Source organism: Streptomyces sp. NPDC002092 (assembly GCF_053593775.1).
Map to the genome: position 1 here is coordinate 347,657 of NZ_JBSFDG010000007.1, position 15,689 is coordinate 363,345.

The 15,689-nt window shown below is 71.4% G+C and carries 17 protein-coding genes and 1 pseudogene; 10 read left to right on the plus strand and 8 right to left on the minus strand.

The genetic code is table 11. The features are described 5' to 3' along the window. Positions 1-133: 133 nt before the first annotated feature. Positions 134-1,276: a transcription termination factor Rho gene (rho, locus tag ACWCRD_RS18835; RefSeq protein WP_450966920.1), complete on the plus strand. Its 1,143-nt coding sequence runs from the start codon at positions 134-136 to the stop codon at positions 1,274-1,276. Between the two features lie 29 nt (positions 1,277-1,305). Continuing rightward, positions 1,306-1,670, plus strand: a pseudogene (locus tag ACWCRD_RS18840) (helix-turn-helix domain-containing protein); the annotation flags it as partial. A gap of 69 nt (positions 1,671-1,739) precedes the next feature. Here ACWCRD_RS18840 and ACWCRD_RS18845 read toward each other — a convergent pair. Next, positions 1,740-2,531, minus strand: a complete 792-nt coding sequence (locus ACWCRD_RS18845; protein WP_450966921.1) for an SDR family NAD(P)-dependent oxidoreductase — start codon at positions 2,529-2,531, stop codon at positions 1,740-1,742. A gap of 85 nt (positions 2,532-2,616) precedes the next feature. Here ACWCRD_RS18845 and ACWCRD_RS18850 point away from each other — a divergent pair, with 85 nt between their 5' ends. Then, positions 2,617-3,468, plus strand: a complete 852-nt coding sequence (locus ACWCRD_RS18850) for a helix-turn-helix transcriptional regulator (RefSeq protein WP_450966922.1) — start codon at positions 2,617-2,619, stop codon at positions 3,466-3,468. A 105-nt stretch (positions 3,469-3,573) separates the two neighbouring features. Continuing rightward, entirely contained in the window at positions 3,574-4,116 is a 543-nt protein-coding gene (locus ACWCRD_RS18855) for a GNAT family N-acetyltransferase (RefSeq protein ID WP_450966923.1), read from the plus strand. Here the strand turns inward: ACWCRD_RS18855 and ACWCRD_RS18860 are convergent. Next, positions 4,113-4,856, minus strand: coding sequence for a VOC family protein (locus ACWCRD_RS18860; protein ID WP_450966924.1), 744 nt, complete (start codon positions 4,854-4,856; stop codon positions 4,113-4,115). The two genes, ACWCRD_RS18855 and ACWCRD_RS18860, sit on opposite strands and share 4 nt — an antisense overlap. Positions 4,857-5,005: 149 nt before the next feature. Between ACWCRD_RS18860 and ACWCRD_RS18865 the strand changes: the two genes are divergently transcribed. Further along, positions 5,006-5,425: a YciI family protein gene (locus tag ACWCRD_RS18865; RefSeq protein WP_450966925.1), complete on the plus strand. Its 420-nt coding sequence runs from the start codon at positions 5,006-5,008 to the stop codon at positions 5,423-5,425. Positions 5,426-5,430: 5 nt separating this feature from the next. Then, complete coding sequence (locus ACWCRD_RS18870; RefSeq protein WP_450967027.1) at positions 5,431-6,579, plus strand: RNA polymerase sigma factor; 1,149 nt, start codon at positions 5,431-5,433, stop codon at positions 6,577-6,579. A 28-nt stretch (positions 6,580-6,607) separates the two neighbouring features. Here ACWCRD_RS18870 and ACWCRD_RS18875 read toward each other — a convergent pair whose 3' ends face one another. Beyond that, on the minus strand, positions 6,608-8,077 hold the full coding sequence (locus ACWCRD_RS18875) for a cytochrome P450 (protein WP_450966926.1): 1,470 nt from the start codon (positions 8,075-8,077) through the stop codon (positions 6,608-6,610). 9 nt (positions 8,078-8,086) lie between these two features. Then, the gene (locus ACWCRD_RS18880) at positions 8,087-8,974 is read right to left on the minus strand and encodes an SDR family NAD(P)-dependent oxidoreductase (protein WP_450966927.1); all 888 of its coding nucleotides are present in this window, start codon (positions 8,972-8,974) and stop codon (positions 8,087-8,089) included. Between the two features lie 50 nt (positions 8,975-9,024). Between ACWCRD_RS18880 and ACWCRD_RS18885 the strand changes: the two genes are divergently transcribed. Next, entirely contained in the window at positions 9,025-9,483 is a 459-nt protein-coding gene (locus ACWCRD_RS18885) for a nuclear transport factor 2 family protein (RefSeq protein ID WP_450966928.1), read from the plus strand. Between the two features lie 49 nt (positions 9,484-9,532). Here the strand turns inward: ACWCRD_RS18885 and ACWCRD_RS18890 are convergent, their stop codons facing one another. From ACWCRD_RS18890 to ACWCRD_RS18905, 4 genes are all read right to left on the minus strand, one after another. Further along, positions 9,533-9,952 carry an ester cyclase gene (locus ACWCRD_RS18890; RefSeq protein ID WP_450966929.1) on the minus strand — a complete coding sequence of 140 codons (420 nt, stop codon included), beginning with the start codon at positions 9,950-9,952 and terminating at the stop codon, positions 9,533-9,535. Between the two features lie 56 nt (positions 9,953-10,008). Next, the gene (locus tag ACWCRD_RS18895; RefSeq protein WP_450966930.1) at positions 10,009-11,745 is read right to left on the minus strand and encodes a KR domain-containing protein; all 1,737 of its coding nucleotides are present in this window, start codon (positions 11,743-11,745) and stop codon (positions 10,009-10,011) included. Then, positions 11,627-12,088 carry a hypothetical protein gene (locus tag ACWCRD_RS18900; protein ID WP_450966931.1) on the minus strand — a complete coding sequence of 154 codons (462 nt, stop codon included), beginning with the start codon at positions 12,086-12,088 and terminating at the stop codon, positions 11,627-11,629. The genes ACWCRD_RS18895 and ACWCRD_RS18900 overlap by 119 nt, the downstream gene beginning before the upstream one ends. A 132-nt stretch (positions 12,089-12,220) precedes the next feature. Then, entirely contained in the window at positions 12,221-13,633 is a 1,413-nt protein-coding gene (locus tag ACWCRD_RS18905) for an alpha/beta hydrolase (protein ID WP_450966932.1), read from the minus strand. A 267-nt stretch (positions 13,634-13,900) separates the two neighbouring features. On the opposite strand from ACWCRD_RS18905, the gene ACWCRD_RS18910 reads away from it, so the two are divergent. From ACWCRD_RS18910 to ACWCRD_RS18920, 3 genes are read left to right on the plus strand one after another with little or no spacing between them, the layout of a single operon-like run. Then, positions 13,901-14,500, plus strand: a complete 600-nt coding sequence (locus ACWCRD_RS18910) for a flavodoxin domain-containing protein (protein ID WP_450966933.1) — start codon at positions 13,901-13,903, stop codon at positions 14,498-14,500. Positions 14,501-14,548: 48 nt separating this feature from the next. Further along, a complete protein-coding gene (locus ACWCRD_RS18915) occupies positions 14,549-14,938 on the plus strand; it encodes a nuclear transport factor 2 family protein (protein ID WP_450966934.1) in 390 nt (129 codons plus the stop codon). A gap of 24 nt (positions 14,939-14,962) precedes the next feature. Then, on the plus strand, positions 14,963-15,661 hold the full coding sequence (locus tag ACWCRD_RS18920) for a type 1 glutamine amidotransferase domain-containing protein (protein ID WP_450966935.1): 699 nt from the start codon (positions 14,963-14,965) through the stop codon (positions 15,659-15,661). Positions 15,662-15,689: the final 28 nt, after the last annotated feature.

Consider the following 15,689-nt stretch of genomic DNA (forward strand, 5'->3'; position numbering starts at 1 on the left):
GACCGGCACGGCTGTGCCGTACCCGAGGTGCTGTTTCTGCCGCCGAAGGCGCTTGGTCCGCCTCCGTTCCGCGGCCTCCCACCCCTTCCTTCCGCATGTCTCATGCCATCCGTCCTCGAAAGGACCGATCCCCATGACCACCACTCTCGAACACCCCCCTGTCAAGCAGGAGCCCACGACCCAGCAAGCCACCGGTGTCCTCGACATCGATGCGGGCGGCAAGGGGCACCTGCGCGCCGCGAGCCTGCTGGCCTCGCCCTCCGACGTATCGGTCTCCCCCGCGCTGATCCGCCGTCACGGCCTGCGCAAGGGCGACCTCGTCGAAGGCGTACGCGACGGCCGGCGCGCCCTGACCGAGGTCGTACGGGTCGACGGGCGCACGCCCGACGAACTGCGCGGCCGCCGCCACTTCCGCGACCTCACCCCGCTGCACCCGCGCGACCGCCTGCGCCTCGAACACCCGGCGGCCGGCCTCACCGGGCGCGTCGCCGACCTGATCGCGCCCGTCGGCAAGGGCCAGCGCGGCCTGCTGGTGGCCCCGCCCAAGACCGGCAAGACCGTGCTGCTGCAGCAGATCGCGGCCGCCGTCGCCGGCAACCACCCCGAGTGCCGCCTGATCGTGGTCCTGCTCGACGAACGCCCCGAGGAAGTCACCGACATGCGGCGCTCCGTGCGCGGCGAGGTGTACGCCTCGACCTTCGACCGACCGGCCAAGCAGCACATCGCCCTGGCCGAACTCGTCATCGAGCGGGCCAAGCGGCTCGTCGAGGCCGGCGAGGACGTCGTCATCCTGCTGGACTCGCTGACGCGGCTGTGCCGGGCCCACAACAACGCGGCCGCCGCCGGTGGCCGCACGCTGACCGGCGGCGTCGACGCGACCGCGCTGCTCGGACCCAAGCGGTTCTTCGGCGCCGCCCGGCTGGCCGAGGAGGGCGGCTCGCTCACGATCCTCGCCACCGCGCTGGTCGAGACAGGCTCCCGTGCCGACGACTACTTCTTCGAGGAGCTCAAGAGCACCGGCAACATGGAGCTCCGCCTCAGCCGCGACCTCGCCGCCCGGCGTGTCTTCCCGGCTGTCGACATCATCCCGTCCGGCACCCGCCGCGAGGAACTCCTGCTGTCCGCGGCCGAGTTGACCGCCGTACGCGGCCTGCGCCGCGTCCTGCAGTCCCGCGACGGCCAGGCCGGCCTGGAAACCCTCCTGGAGCGCATGCGGGACACCCCCGACAACGCGACGTTCCTGCGCCGCATCCAGCCGACGCTGCCGGCCGACTGACCCGGCGCCGGGAGTCGACGAAGGGCAGCTTGCGGGGTGCGGCCGGGCTGCCATTCCTCAAGAAGCGCCGTTCGGAGCTGCGGCCGCGCACGGTCGGACTGCCGGAGACGGGCGGGCCCCGCCGGGTCGCCGGACTCACCGGACTCGCCGGACTCGCCGGACTCGCCGGACTCGCCGAGAGGAGGTCGCCCAGCTCGCCTCGATCAGCACCGACTACTGCACCAGACTCGAACAGGGCCGTATGCAGGCGTCCGCTCCGGCGCTCGAGACCCTCGCCCGCGTCCTCCACCTGGACGCCGACGAGCGGGGCTGCCTCTTCCAGCTCGCGGGCGGGACCACTGCTCGCGCCCGCCGCCGCGGCAGACAACAGGTCCAGCCGCGGTTGCGGCGCGTCCCGCTTCCGGCACATCGAGTCAGCCCGGCGCCAATTCGAAGCCTGACGCAACGTGCCCGGCCTGCTCCTTCAGGCGCCGGCGCCGCCGTCGACCGGGAGGATCGCTCCGGTCACGTACGAGGCGCGGTCGCTGAGCAGCCAGGCGGCCGCTTCGGCGATCTGCCGGGGTTCGGCCATCCCGCCGAGCGGGATGCTCGCGGTGATCTGCTCGACGATGCCGGGAGTCGCCGATTCCCAGGTGTCGATCATCTGCGTGGAGGTGCCGCCGGGCGTGATGCCGTTGACCCGGATGCGGTCACCGGCCCAGTTCACCGCCGCGGTCTCGGTGAGGCTGTTGAGTGCGCGCTTCATGGCGCCGTAGGCGGGCAGGGCGGGGTTCGCGCGGCGACTGCCGATGCTCGAGGTGTTGACGATCGCCCCGCCGCCGCCTCGCCGCATGAGCGCGGCCTCGGCGGTCATGGCGGTCCACTGCGCACGGAAGTTGATGGCGAACTGCTCGTCGATGTCCTCGTCGCTGGTGGTGTCGACCGGGCCGACCTGCTGCTGGATGACGGCGCCGTTGTTGAAGGCGCCGTCCAGCCGCCCGTGCAGCTTCTCGACGCGGTCGACGGCGGCCCGGATGCTCGCCCGGTCGGCGAGATCCAGGGGGACGGCTTCGGCGGCGCCGCCGTCCGCGCGGATTTCGGCGACGAGCGCGTCGAGGGCGCCGGTGCTGCGGGCGGCGAGCACGACGGCGGCGCCCTCGGAGGCGAAGAGCCGGGCCGCGGCCGCCCCGATGCCGCGGCTGGCGCCGGTGATCAGGACAACCTTGCCGGTGAGCAGGCCCATGGTGGCGATGTCAGTGTCAGTGGTGTTCGTCATGACAGCAGCGTCGGCCCGGCTGCCGGCCGGATACAGGCACAGCCAGTACCAGGATCCGCGGCCACGCCGCGGGCACACTTGCCGTATGGACAAGCAGGAACTCGGAGCGTTCCTCCGCAGCCGCCGTGAGCGGCTCAAGCCGCAGGACGTGGGGCTTCCCGCCGGCCCGCGACGCCGGACACCGGGGCTGCGCCGCGAGGAGGCCGCGGTCCTCGCACACATCTCCACCGAGTACTACGTCCGGCTGGAGCAGGGCAGGGCGCCCAAGCCGTCCGCCGAGGTCCTCGGGGGGATCGCGGGCGCGCTGCGGCTCACCGACGCCGAGACCGACCATCTCCACCTCCTCGCGGGGACCGCGCCGACCCGTGCGCGGCTGCACCGGCGCGACGTCCGCCCGAGCATCCTCGCGCTCCTCGACCGGCTGCCGCAGACGGCGGGCTTCGTGGTATCCGCCGTGTTCGAGGTGCTCGCGTGGAACGACCTCGCGGCCGCGCTCATGGAGGACTTCGCAGCACTCACCGAAGAGGACCGCAATCTCGCACGCCGGGCATTCCTCCGGCCGACGTCCGCCGATGCGCCGTTGTACGGGGTCTCCGACGCCGCCGAGTTCCGCCACCACGTGGTCATGCAGCTCCGCACCACCCTCGCCCGCTATCCGGCGGACCCCGCAGTGACCGGCCTCGTCGACGAACTGCGCGCCGGCAGCCCCGACTTCGCCCGGCTCTGGGAACGGCACGACGTGCACGCCGCGCCGACACTCACCAAGACCTTCCGCCACCCTGTCGTCGGCGAGATCACCGTCGACTGCGACGCGCTCGCCCTCACCGACCGCGACCAGCACCTCGTGCTCTACAGTGCGCCGCCCGGCTCCCCCGGCGCCGACGCCCTGGCTCTGCTGAACGTCCTTGGCGCCGAGGTGGGTGGCCACCGGCGCTAGCGTCGCGATCGACGGCCGCCAGGGCGCCAACGCATGGCCCGAACCCGGTAGTTGAGGGCCCTTATTGGTTTGCCGCCGACCGGCCGGATCGGATAGGAAGCGTGCGTGCTGAGAGGTGGCAAGGTCGGGCTCAGGGCCCGGCACGAGGACGACATCCCGATACTCCGGGCCGAACTCTACGACGACGTGGTCAACTCCTCGCGGGCCGAGAGCGGGCCGTGGCGGCCGATCGCGCCCGGCTCGAAGGACCCGCGGCTGGTCGTGGACGGCACGAAGGAGGGGAGCGTCACGTTCTCCGTGGTGGCGCTGGAGGGCGACACCCTGGTCGGCACCGCGACGCTGTGGGGCATCGACAACCACAACCGGTCCGCGCACATCGGGCTGGGCCTGCGGCCGTCCTGCCGCGGCAAGGGCTACGGCACCGACGTGGTCGCGGTGCTGTGCCACTACGGTTTCGTCGTGCTCGGCCTGCAGCGGCTGCAGATCGAGACGCTGTCGGACAACACGGCGATGCTGCGCTCCGCCGAGCGCAACGGCTTCGTCCGCGAGGGTGTTCTGCGCTCCTCGGCCTGGGTGATGGGCGAGTTCCTGGACGAGGTGCTGCTCGGGCTGCTCGTCAAGGACTGGAAGCCCGACGCCACGAGCTAGACCGTGGGGGCGAGAACGCAGAACTCGTGGCCCTCCGGGTCGGTCAGGCACGTCCACGCGACGTCGCCCTGGCCGACGTCGAGGTCGGTGGCACCGAGGGCCCGCAGCCGGGCCACCTCCGCTGCCTTGTCGTCGCCGGGGTGGGGCAGCAGGTCGAGATGGACACGGTCCGGCACGGTTTTCACGTCGGGCGTGCGGAGGAACTCGACATACGGGCCGACACCCTCGGCGGAGCGCAGCGACGCATGATCGTCGCTCACCTCGTGCAGCGTCCAGTCCAGCGCCTCGTCCCAGAACCGGGCCATGGCCCGCGGATCCACGCAGTCGACCACCACCGCGGCGACCGGCCCGGTGTCCAGGTAGATCTCCCGGGGCTCCAGCACGCAGAACTCGTTGCCCTCCGGGTCGGCGAGAACCGTCCACGGCACCATGCCCTGGCCCACGTCGGCGGGCGTCGCGCCGAGAGCCTCAAGGCGGGCGATCAGCTCCGCCTGATGGGCCGCGGAGGTGGTGGCGAGGTCGAGGTGTACACGGTTCTTCGTCCTCGCCTTGGGTTCCGGGACGGGAACGACGTCGATGCCGACAGCGGTCGGGTGCGGCCAGACGAGGCCGCCGGTGGGTCCGACGTAAGTGGTCACGCCGGGGCTGTAGGCATGCCAGCCGAGTGCTTCCGCCCAGAACCGGCCGACCACCGGGGCGTCGACAGCCTTGATGTTCACCTGAACAGGTCGCAGTGCCATGCCGGTGATCCTAGGCACCCGCTCTGACGCCGGGCGAACTGTTCACTCGGCGGAAAACAGTCGGACGGCGATGTCGAGAACCCGCGTCCGGCTCCGTCCCCGGGGTGAACGCGACCACAATGGGTCGCACCCCACCGAGGAGAACCACGATGGCCAAGTATCTGCTGCTCAAGCACTACCGTGGCGCCCCGGCTGCGGTCAACGACGTGCCGATGGAGCAGTGGACGCCGGAGGAGATCTCGGCCCATGTGCAGTACATGCGCGACTTCGCGGCCCGGCTGGAGGAGACCGGCGAGTTCGTCGACAGCCAGGCGCTCGCCCCCGAGGGAACCTTCGTCCGGTACGACGGCGAGGGGCGCCCCCCGGTCACCGACGGCCCGTTCGCCGAGACCAAGGACCTCATCGCCGGCTGGATGATCATCGACGTCGACAGCCACGAGCGCGCCGTCGAGCTGGCCGGGGAGCTGTCGGCCGCACCGGGTGCGGGCGGCAAGCCGATCCACGAGTGGCTGGAGCTGCGCCCGTTCCTGGGCGCGCAGCCCTCCACCACGGAGTGCACCTTCAAGTGACTCAGATCGACGAGGCCCTGCTCAGGAACCTCACGCCGAGTGTGCTGGCCGTCCTCGTCCGCCGCGGAGCCGACTTCGCCGCGGCCGAGGACGCCGTGCAGGACGCGCTCGTCGAGGCGCTCCGCGTCTGGCCGGCCGACCCTCCGCGGGACGCGAAGGGCTGGCTGGTGACCGTGGCCTGGCGGAAGTTCCTCGATGCGAGGCGGGCGGATGCCGCCCGGCGTCGGCGCGAGGACCGCATCGAGGAGGAGCCGGCTCCCGGGCCCGCGTCCGCGGTGGACGACACGCTCCAGCTGTACTTCCTGTGCGCCCACCCCTCGCTGACGCCGTCGTCCGCGGTCGCGCTCACGCTGCGCGCCGTCGGCGGACTCACCACCCGTCAGATCGCCCAGGCCTATCTGGTGCCCGAGGCGACCATGGCGCAGCGCATCAGCCGGGCCAAGCGCACCGTCTCCGGCTTGCGGTTCGACCAGCCCGGTGACGTCGCCACCGTGCTGCGCGTCCTGTATCTGGTCTTCAACGAGGGCTACTCGGGCGACGTGGACCTCGCCGCCGAGGCCATCCGGCTCACCCGCCGGCTCGCAGCCGCCTTCGACCACCCCGAGGTGGCCGGGCTGCTCGCCCTCATGCTGCTCCACCACGCCCGGCGCGCCGCACGGACCGCGGCCGACGGCAGCCTGGTGGCGCTCGCCGAGCAGGACCGCACCCGGTGGGACACGCAGCTGATCGCCGAGGGCATCGAGATCCTGCAGGCCGCGCTGGCCCGCGACCGGCTGGGCGAGTTCCAGGCCCAGGCCGCCATCGCGGCACTCCACGCCGACGCACCCAGCGCCGAGGAGACCGACTGGGTGCAGATCGTCGAGTGGTACGACGAGCTCACGCGCCTGAACGACAGTCCCATCGTCCGCCTCAACCGCGCGGTCGCCGTCGGCGAGGCCGACGGACCGCGCGCCGGCCTGGCAGCGCTCGCAGCCCTCGACGACGACGCGCTGCCCCGCCACACCGCCGTGGCGGCGTACCTGCACGAACGCGACGGCGACCTGGCGACGGCGGCGCGGCTGTACGCCGAGGCGGCCCACAAGGCTCCGAACCTGGCCGAACGCGATTATCTCACCCGCCAGGCGGCCCGGCTCAACACCCGCCGAGGTCGCTGACGTTCGGCATTTCCCGGAACGGGTGTGCCTAACTGCCCTCCGGGCGGTACGGGCACGCCGGCTCGGCCGCCGGTGCGCCGATACCGGCGGGTGACGTGTAGACGGCGCCGGTGCTGCGCTCGCGTGGACGCAGCCGCACCATCACGTCCCGCAGGGGGCGAAGGGAGATCACCGGTGAGCCGTACTGCCGCGAGTCTCCCGGGACGAGGTTGAGCCGGAACCGCTGGTTGATCATCGCCACGATGATCCGCAGTTCGAGCAGTGCCATGTTGTTCCCGACGCATTGCCGAGGGCCCGCCCCGAAGGGCAGATACGCCATGCGGGGCCGCTCCCGTACGGCCTGCGGGGTGAAGCGGTACGGGTCGAAGGCCACCGGGTTGTCCCAGTGGCGCGGGTTGTGGTGCGAGGCCAGGGGAGAGAGCAGGATCGACGACCCGGCCTCGATGCCGTAGCCGCCGAGGGTGTCGGGGCCGACGGCGGCCCGCGGGAAGATCCAGATGGGCGGATACATCCGCAGACTCTCGTCCACCACCATCCGCGTGTACGTCAGCTCGGCCGCGCTGTCGGCGTCAGGAGTGGCGCCGCCCAGCACACCGTTGATCTCCTCGTCCAACTCGGCCTGCACACGCGGGTGGTTGGCGATGGACAGCAGGGTCCAGCACAGGGAGACTGCGGTGGTCTCGTGGCCCGCCAGATAGATGGTGAGCAGCTCGTCACGCAGTTGCCGGTCGGTCCACGGCTCACCGGTCGCCGGGTCCTCGGCCTGCTCCATCAGGGCGATCAGCGGGCCCTCCCCGGTCCGCGCGTGGTTCTCGCGGACGTCCGCGACCACCTTGTCGAAGACCCGGTGGATGTGGTCGATCTTGCGTTTGCGAGCCGTGGGCAGCCAGGACGGAAGCATCTCGGACGGCGTGCCCCGCCGGAACATGACCTCCACGACGTCGTCGACGATCCGCTTCAGCACGGCCGACGCGGGCTTGATGTCGTAGGCGAACAGTGAGCGGCTGAGCGTGACCAGGGTGAGGCGCAGCATCTCGGTCATCAGGTCCACGGGCTCGTCCCGGGCGGCCTTCGCCTCCCATTCGTCGAGCATCTCCTCGGTGGCCGCGACGATGTTGGGCACGATGTCGGTGACCGCGTTCTTGAGGAACACCGGCTGCACGGCCCGGCGGTGTCCGCGCCAGAAGTCGCCGTCCGAGGTGAGCAGGCCCTTGCCCATGACCACGCCGAACTGCTCGTAGAGCGGTCCGCGCACGTAGTTGGCGTTGTTCTCCACCAGCACCCTGCGCACCGCCTCGGGGTCGGTGACCTGATGGACGGTCATCGGCCCCAGCCGCATGCGGACCATCTCGCCGTAGTCGCGCTGGAGTCCGAGCAGGAACTCGGCGGTGTTGCGGCGCCAGGGGCCGAGGCTGCCCAGGAGGGGGGCGCCCTTGGGGCCGGGGGCGGTGCGCAGGGCTGTGGTGGCTGTGGACGTGGTCGTGGAGGTGGTGGTCATCGGGGGTCCTTACCTGGTCAGGCTGCGCGGCTGGGCCGTGTGGTGCGGTACCGGAAAGGCGCGGCGCACGACGAGGTGGTCGAAGACCGCGTCCGGGGCCAGCCGCCGCAGCGCGATGGTGCTTCGGGCGAGGAAGCCGACGGTGTAGCGGGCGCGGGGGCGCCGCTTGTGGACGGCGCGTTCCACCACGCGGGCCACGTCGTCGGCGTGGACGGTGAAGGTGCCGGCCAGGGTGCGGCGGCTGCCCGTGTAGATCGCCTCGAAGTATTCGGCGGTGCGCTCGCGGAACTCGTCGTAGACGTCACCCGCGGACGGGAGGTTGTCGACGTATGTGGAGCCGAAGTTGGTGGTGCGCACGGGACCCGGCTCGATGACGACGACCCTGATGCCGAAGCCGGCCGTCTCCAGCCGCAGTGCGTCGCTGAGGGCCTCGACGGCGTGCTTGGAGGCCTGGTAGAAGCCGCCGCCCGGGACCGCGTAACGGCCGAAGATCGACGAGATGTTGACGACGGTCCCGCTGCCGGCGGCCCGCATGCCGGGCAGGACCAGCTGGCTGAGCCGGGCCAGTCCGAAGACGTTGGTTTCGAACTGCTGCCGCATCCGGTCGGGTTCGATCTCCTCCACGGCGCCGGAGGCGGCGAACCCGGCGCTGTTCACCAGTGTGCCGACCGCGCCGTGCTCCGCTTCGACCGCGTCGACGGCCGCACGCATGCTGTCCTCGTCGGTGACGTCCAGCCGCAGGGTGCGGATGCCCTCGGCGGCGAGCGGGGCGAGTCTTTCCGGCCTGCGCGCGGTGGCGTACACGAGCATTCCGCCGCGGTGCATCCGCAGCGCGCAGGCCCGGCCTGTGCCGGACGAACAGCCCGTGATCAGCACGGGATTCGATCGGTTGTTCACGATCTACCTCTTCACGGTTTAGGGCGGGCCGTTACGGAAAGGTGCCGGGCATGTATCACCGGATCGTGGCCGCGAAGCTACGCAAAGCGTTCTCCGACATCAACTCCGGAAACTGGCAGTCCATGGTGGAGACACTCGCACCCGAATTCACCTACGTCTTCTACGGGGAGCATGCACTCTCCGGCGAGCGCCATACCGTCGAATCCATGCGCCTGTGGTGGCAGCGTGTCTTCCGGCTCATTCCCGAGGCCGAATTCGAACCGCAGGAAATCATCATTTCCGGCGGCCCCTGGCTGACCGGGGTGGCCGCCCGGGTACGGATCGGCGGCCCGCTGCCCGACGGCACCCGCTACGACAACGTCATGACCCAGTTCATGTATCTCAAGTGGGGGCGCATCACCGAGATCCACACCCTGGAGGACACCGTCGTCCTGCAGCGGGCGCTCGACCGGATCGCCGCCTCGGGGAACTCCGAAGCCCACGCCGAGCCCATCACGGACAAGCGCTAGCCCCCTCGACCGGCACCGGCACCCACGGGGTGCCGGTGCCGGCGCACGTTCAGCCGAAGGCACCCAGCTGCTTCGCGAGGTCGAAGGCGTCCAGGGAGAACCAGCTCTCCACGATCACCCCGTCACGGAACTCGTCGATGACGATCCTGGGGACGGCGAACTCCCGCCCGACGGCCGGGATTCCCTCGTAGGGCTCGCCCGTGTGGGTGCCCCGCGCGGTGAAACGGCTGACGACCTTCTCGCCCTCCAGAATCCAGTCGTCCACCGTGACGTAAAGATCGGGGAAGGAGGCGCGCTGGATCCGCACCCATTCCTTGAGGTGTTCCACACCTTCTTCGCCGTTCGGGGCCGTGCCGTGGCTGATGTGGTCGTCGGCGGCACCCTCGTAGATGACGTCGAGATTTCCCTTGTTGAGGCATTCCTCGTAGTAGCGCTCCAGAACTGCCTTGTTCTTCAAGGTGTTCGACATTTGGCTCCACTCCCATTCCGTGGGGTTCTGTGCGGTGTCGGTGAACGATCGGCTCGTCAATCGCCCCTGACCGGGCCCTCGAATCCGGTCATCGTCATGACGCGGGCGCCGGAGGCCGCGCTCGTGATTTTCCAGGTGCCGAGCGCGGGATCTCCTTGGATGACGGAATTTCCGTTCTCCTCGGCGTGGACGGTGATGCGTCCGACGGTCAGCGGGTCGACCGCGACCGAGATCCCCGCGCTCTGTCTCGCGCACAGCCGCACCACGTTCTCCAGCGCGGACATGGCCAGGGTGGTGCGCGGGACGGCCGCTGTCGCCCACAGGTCGTTGGGCGCGCAGGGGGGTACCTCGCTGGTCCAGCGGCCTTCCGCGGTACGGGTCCACCGCGCGCGGGGCACGACCGTGGAACGCCAGCTCAACAACTCGGGCCCCGAGCGCCAGGTGGTCATCCGGGTGAGTTCGCCGCGAGGCGGGGCGGGCGAGCGGGCGTCCCCCGGCGCGTACACGATGCGCGCCCTTGCCTCCGGGCCCGCACCACCGGGGCGCCGGAAGCGGGCCTCGACCGTCCAGGACCGTCCGTCGTGAACGCCTCGAAGCTCCCGCTCCCAGACCGTCACGGGCCCGTCGAGCCGCAACAGGTCCAGGGGGACGACGACGTCCTCCAGGCAGTCGAGGCGCAGCTCCTGGAAGTCCGGGGGTACGACCCACTCCGCGCCCCGGACCGCGTTCTCCAGCAGCAGGCTCACCGGGACCGCCTCGGCGCCGTCCACCAGGAAGTCCGTCAGCACCGGGGTGGTGTCCCGGTCGAAGCGGACCCTCGACACCAGCCGGGCGTGCGGCTCGTAGGAGGTCACCTCGCCGAGGTGGTGGATCTTCGGGTACACCTCGGCGTATCCGGGCAGGTCGGGCACGACCGGGTAACCGGTGGCCTGGCCGGGGTCGATGGCGTCGCCGAGCGGTCCCACGAAGGTGACCTCACCGGCGGAGCCCGCCAGCAGCTCGGCCTGCCACTTGGCGAGTCCGTCCGCGACGCCGAGCGGTGCCATGTAGCGCCGCGTCGCCGAGAAGTTCGCGATGAGGCCGATACGGTCCCAGGTCGGCCAGGCGAGCGTCATCACCGGGTAGGCGGCCCGGCGGTCCGCCCACCGGCCCAGCCGGGCGAGCGCCTCGTTCGCGGCGGCGTACTCCAGCTGGCCGACCATGCCGCCCAGCCGCCCAGCCGCCCAGCCGCCCAGCCGCCCGGTGAGCGAGCCCACGTTGCAGAAGAACTTCAGCCTGCTGTCGGCGAGTTCACCGAAGAGATGGACGAAGCTGTCGATCTTCGTCGCCACGGTCCGCAGGATGTCGTCGTCAATCTTCTTGGGCAGCCTGGCCGCAGTGTCCACGCCCGCGTTGTGCACGACGCCGGTCAGCGCGTCGCCCTCCCGCGCCAGCAGAGCGCGCACCTGCTCCAGGTCGGTGAAGTCGCACGGGACGTACTCGATGCGCAGTCCGCGCGCCCGCGCGCCGGTGATGTTGCCCGTCAGCTCCCACAGGCGGCGGACGCGGGCGATGTCGCGGCGGATCTCGGGCAGCGGGCGCCCCCGGCGGCTGCCGGACCACAACTCCTGCTCGTACGCCTTGAGTTCGTCCGCGTCAGCGCCGAACCACGCCTCGTCCGCGGAGGGAAAGGGCTCACGGCCGGTCACGACCACCCGCGTACCGTGCCGCTCGGCGAGTGTGCGGGCGAGTTCCCAGCCGATGCCCCGCCCGCCTCCCGAGACCAGGACGCAGTCCTCGGGGCCCAGGCTCACGGCGGGGGGGACCGACCGGGGCCGCCACGGGAGAGAGGGTCAGGCGCCGTCCGTCGCGGTGGCCGACCTCGATCTCGCCGGTCCGGCCCAGCTCGCTCACGACGACGCCGGGCAGGTCCTCCGCCGCCGAGAGCGCGGTGTCGACGACGCGCGCGTTGCAGTTGGGGAACTCCCGGTGCAGGGTCTTGGCGAGCCCCGCCCAGATGCCGCCCAGCGGTTGGGCCAGGTCGTCGTCCGGATGCTGTCCCATCCCGCCACCGAGGTGGGTCACGGCCAGGTGGAACAGCCGCCGTGCGGAGGTCTCCGCTGCCCAATTCTCGTACTGCTCGCGCAGCGCGGTCACGGCTCCACCACAAACGGGAGCGGGACATCGATGTGGTCAGCCGCCGGGGAGCGCGGCCGCCTCGCCTCCGAGGACGCCATCGCTCGGGGCACGACCGCGGTCGTGCCCCGAGCGGCCTCAGCGATCCGTAGGTCAGCGCCCGGTGGGGTACGCCGGGCGGTCGCGGCCGACCGTCAAGCGGGCCGGACGGTAGGGGACGTACGCCGCCCCGTCCAGACCGAGCGCGGTGGCGGACCGCTGGAGCGCCGCCGGGGTCGCGGCGTCGTCCCAGCGACCGGTGGTGACGCGGTGTTCGAGAGCGTGCAGGGCGGCCACGGTCTCGGCGGTGGTGAAGGTGCAGTGCCCCTGCCGCTCGACGTACGCCTGGCGCAGCAGCGCGCCGTCGCCGGAGGCACGCACGCGGGTGGCGAAGCGGTTCTCCTGCTGCACCGGGACCAGGTTGTCGGCGGTGGTGTGCACGTCGAGCAAGGGCACCTCGAGGCCCTGGCCCGCGGAGGACGTCCGCTGCGCGGTGCTGACGGCGGCGGGGTCGGCGGTGATCGCGGCGCCCTCGGTCAGCGTGCGCAGTTCGGCACGCAGGTCGAGACCGGCCGCCCGATAGAGGGCACGCACCTGGGAAGCGTGTTCCGAGCCGGCCAGCAGACCGGCGTAATCCACGCCCCGGTTCCAGGAGTTGTTGCCGCCGACGGACTGCTCTATGGCGTACCGGCCGCCCTCGACGAACGACAGGATGCCCTGCGCGAACCAGTCGTACTGCTGCTCCTCCTGGCCCGCCCAGTCGGTCGCCGCGGGCCGGTCCTTCCCGGGCGACCAGGCGGGCAGGTTGAGGAAGGCGGCGGCCAGCGCGACCCTGGCCCGGCCCTGCGGGGTGGACTGCGCCGCGGTGACCGCCTTGGTGAGCAGGTCGGCGGTGGCGGACGCCTCGGCGGAGGTGCCGAACCGTACGAGTTTCACGTCCTGTCCGGGCAGCAGCAGGCGGGCGACGGTGTACTCGGCGTCCAGCTGGTAGTTGTCCAGATCCGTGCCGCCCGCGACCAGACCGCACTGGCCGAGCGCGCCGTCGATGCGGCCGCCGCCGTCGCGGGCGAGCTGCGCGTTGACGAGTCCTCCCATGGACTGGCCGAGGGCCAGGGTGCGCCGCGGGGTTCCGATCTTCGCGGTGACGGCGCCGAGCGTCGCGAACTGGTCGCGTTCGGCGCTGTTCAGGGCCCACATCGAGCCATGGGGGTCGTACGACGAACCGGCCATCGCGTAGCCCTCGGCGAGCAGCTCGGTGCGCACGGCGTCCGTGGGGGCGTCCCTGGCGACCGTGGGGCCGAAGCCGTGGCTGAACAGCAGCAGGGTGCCGTTCCAGTGGTCGGGTACGTCCGCGATCCAGGTGGCGCCGTCGGAGAGGGTGCCGGTGAGGTGGCCGGCAGCCGGGGTGTCCGCCTGGGCGGCCGGTGAGGGGACGGCGGTGAGCGCCGCGGACGCCAGCGTGACCAGGGCGGTCAGGGCGATGCGCAGACGGGTGCGGGGAATGCGGGTACGGGTTCCGGCAGGCATGGTGCGGCTCCTCGGGGCGGATGCGGGCGTGCGGGGCGGGGCCGGAGCAGATGCTCAGTGCACTGAGCGAACACATTGAGGAATGTAGGGCTCTTTTTTTGCTGCCGTCAATGGAGTGCACAACCTTGGCGGTTCTTCGTGGGTGTCATGGCCGGTCACCTCGGAGAATCCCGTACCGGGGCAATTTTCCTCCCCCTCACAAGGTGCGCATCCGGTGCCAGGCTGGCTGCCATCCCCCGTATTCGCCTTTCGAGGAGCACCATCAGCATGTCCGATTCCGGCCGACCCACTGTCGCCGTCGCCTTCCACTCGGGCTACGGCCACACCGCAGTCATCGCCGAGGCCGTTGCTCGCGGCGCGGCGGACGCGGGCGCCGACGTGATCGCCGTCCCCGTGGACGCCATCACCGAGGAGCAGTGGGCGCAGCTCGACGCCGCGGACGCGATCATCTTCGGCGCGCCCACCTACATGGGCACCGCATCCGCGGCCTTCCACACCTTCGCCGAGGCCTCCAGCAAGCGCTGGTACACCCAGACCTGGGCCGACAAGATCGCCGCCGGGTTCACCAACTCAGGCGCCAAGAACGGCGACAAGTCCTCCACCCTCGGCTACTTCTTCACCATGGCCGCCCAGCACGGCATGCACTGGATCAGCCTGGGCGTACAGCCGGGCTGGGCCTCCACCGAGGGCAGCGAGAACGACATCAACCGCCTCGGCTACTTCGTCGGAGCCGGTGCCCAGACCCCCGTCGACGCCGGCCCGGAGGCCGTCCACAAGTCCGACATCGCCACCGCCGAGGGCCTCGGCGCCCGCGTCGCGCGGCAGACCGCGTTCTTCCGCGCCGGCCGCGCCGCCCTCACGGCCTGAACCACACACGCGCAGCCCGAACCACCAGACACCGTACGGAGCCCGGTCATGCCCGAATCCCCGAACGTCGTCCTCGTCCGCCGGCTCTACGACTCCGGCATGGCACCGGACGTGGTCGCCGAGGTCATCGACCCCGCCATCGTCTGGGACATCACCCCCGGCTTCCCCTACGGCGGCGTGTACCACACCTGGGCGAGCGCCGGCAGCGACTTCTTCGGCCGGCTCGCTCCCGAGTTCACCGCCTTCGGCGGGGTCGCCGAGGAGTTCTACGACGCCGGCGAGCACGTCTTCGTCCGCGGTCACTACCACGCCGTGTCCAAGTCCGGTCATGAGTCGGACGCCCGCTTCATCCATCTGTGGACCGTCCGCGACGGCACGCTCACCCACCTGTTCCAGGCCGCCGACAGCCACACCGTCCAGCAGGCCCTGACCGCCTGACCGCGCCCACCTCAGGGAGAAACCATGGCGAAGATCCTCTTCCTCATCACCGCCGCCGACCACTGGACCCTGGCCGACGGACACCGGCAGCCGGCCGGCTTCTGGGCCGAGGAGGCCCTCGGCCCGTACGCCGTCTTCAAGGAGGCCGGGTACGAGATCGCCGCGGCCACGCCGGGCGGCGTCCCGCCGACCGCGGACGCGCTCAGCCTGACGCCGGAGTTCAACGGCGGCGAGGAGGGCGCCGAGCGGATGCGGACCGCGCTGCGCGAGGCGACGGAACTGGCGAACCCGATGCGCATCGAGGACGTCAGGACCGCCGACTACGACGCCGTCTTCGTCCCCGGTGGCTGGGGCCCGATGGAGGACCTGTCGGACGACGCCGAGACCGGTCGGCTGCTGACCGAGTGGCTGGCGTCCGGGAAGCCGGTGTCGCTGGTGTGCCACGGGCCCGCCGCGCTGCTGTCCACCGTGGACGCCGACGGCAGGTCCCCGTTCCACGGCTACCGCCTGGCCGGCCTGTCCAACGCCGAGGAGACCCGGAACGGCCTCGCCGACCGGGCGAAGTGGCTGCTTCAGGACCGTCTGGTGGCCGACCTGGGCGCGGACTACCGCGAGAGCGAGCCGTTCACCCCGCACGTCGAGGTGGACCGCACCCTCTACACCGGCCAGAACCCGTACTCGGCCGTCCCGCTGGCCCGGGAAGTCGCCAAGGCCCTGGGCTGAGGGGTGGCGCGCCCACGGGGACACGCGG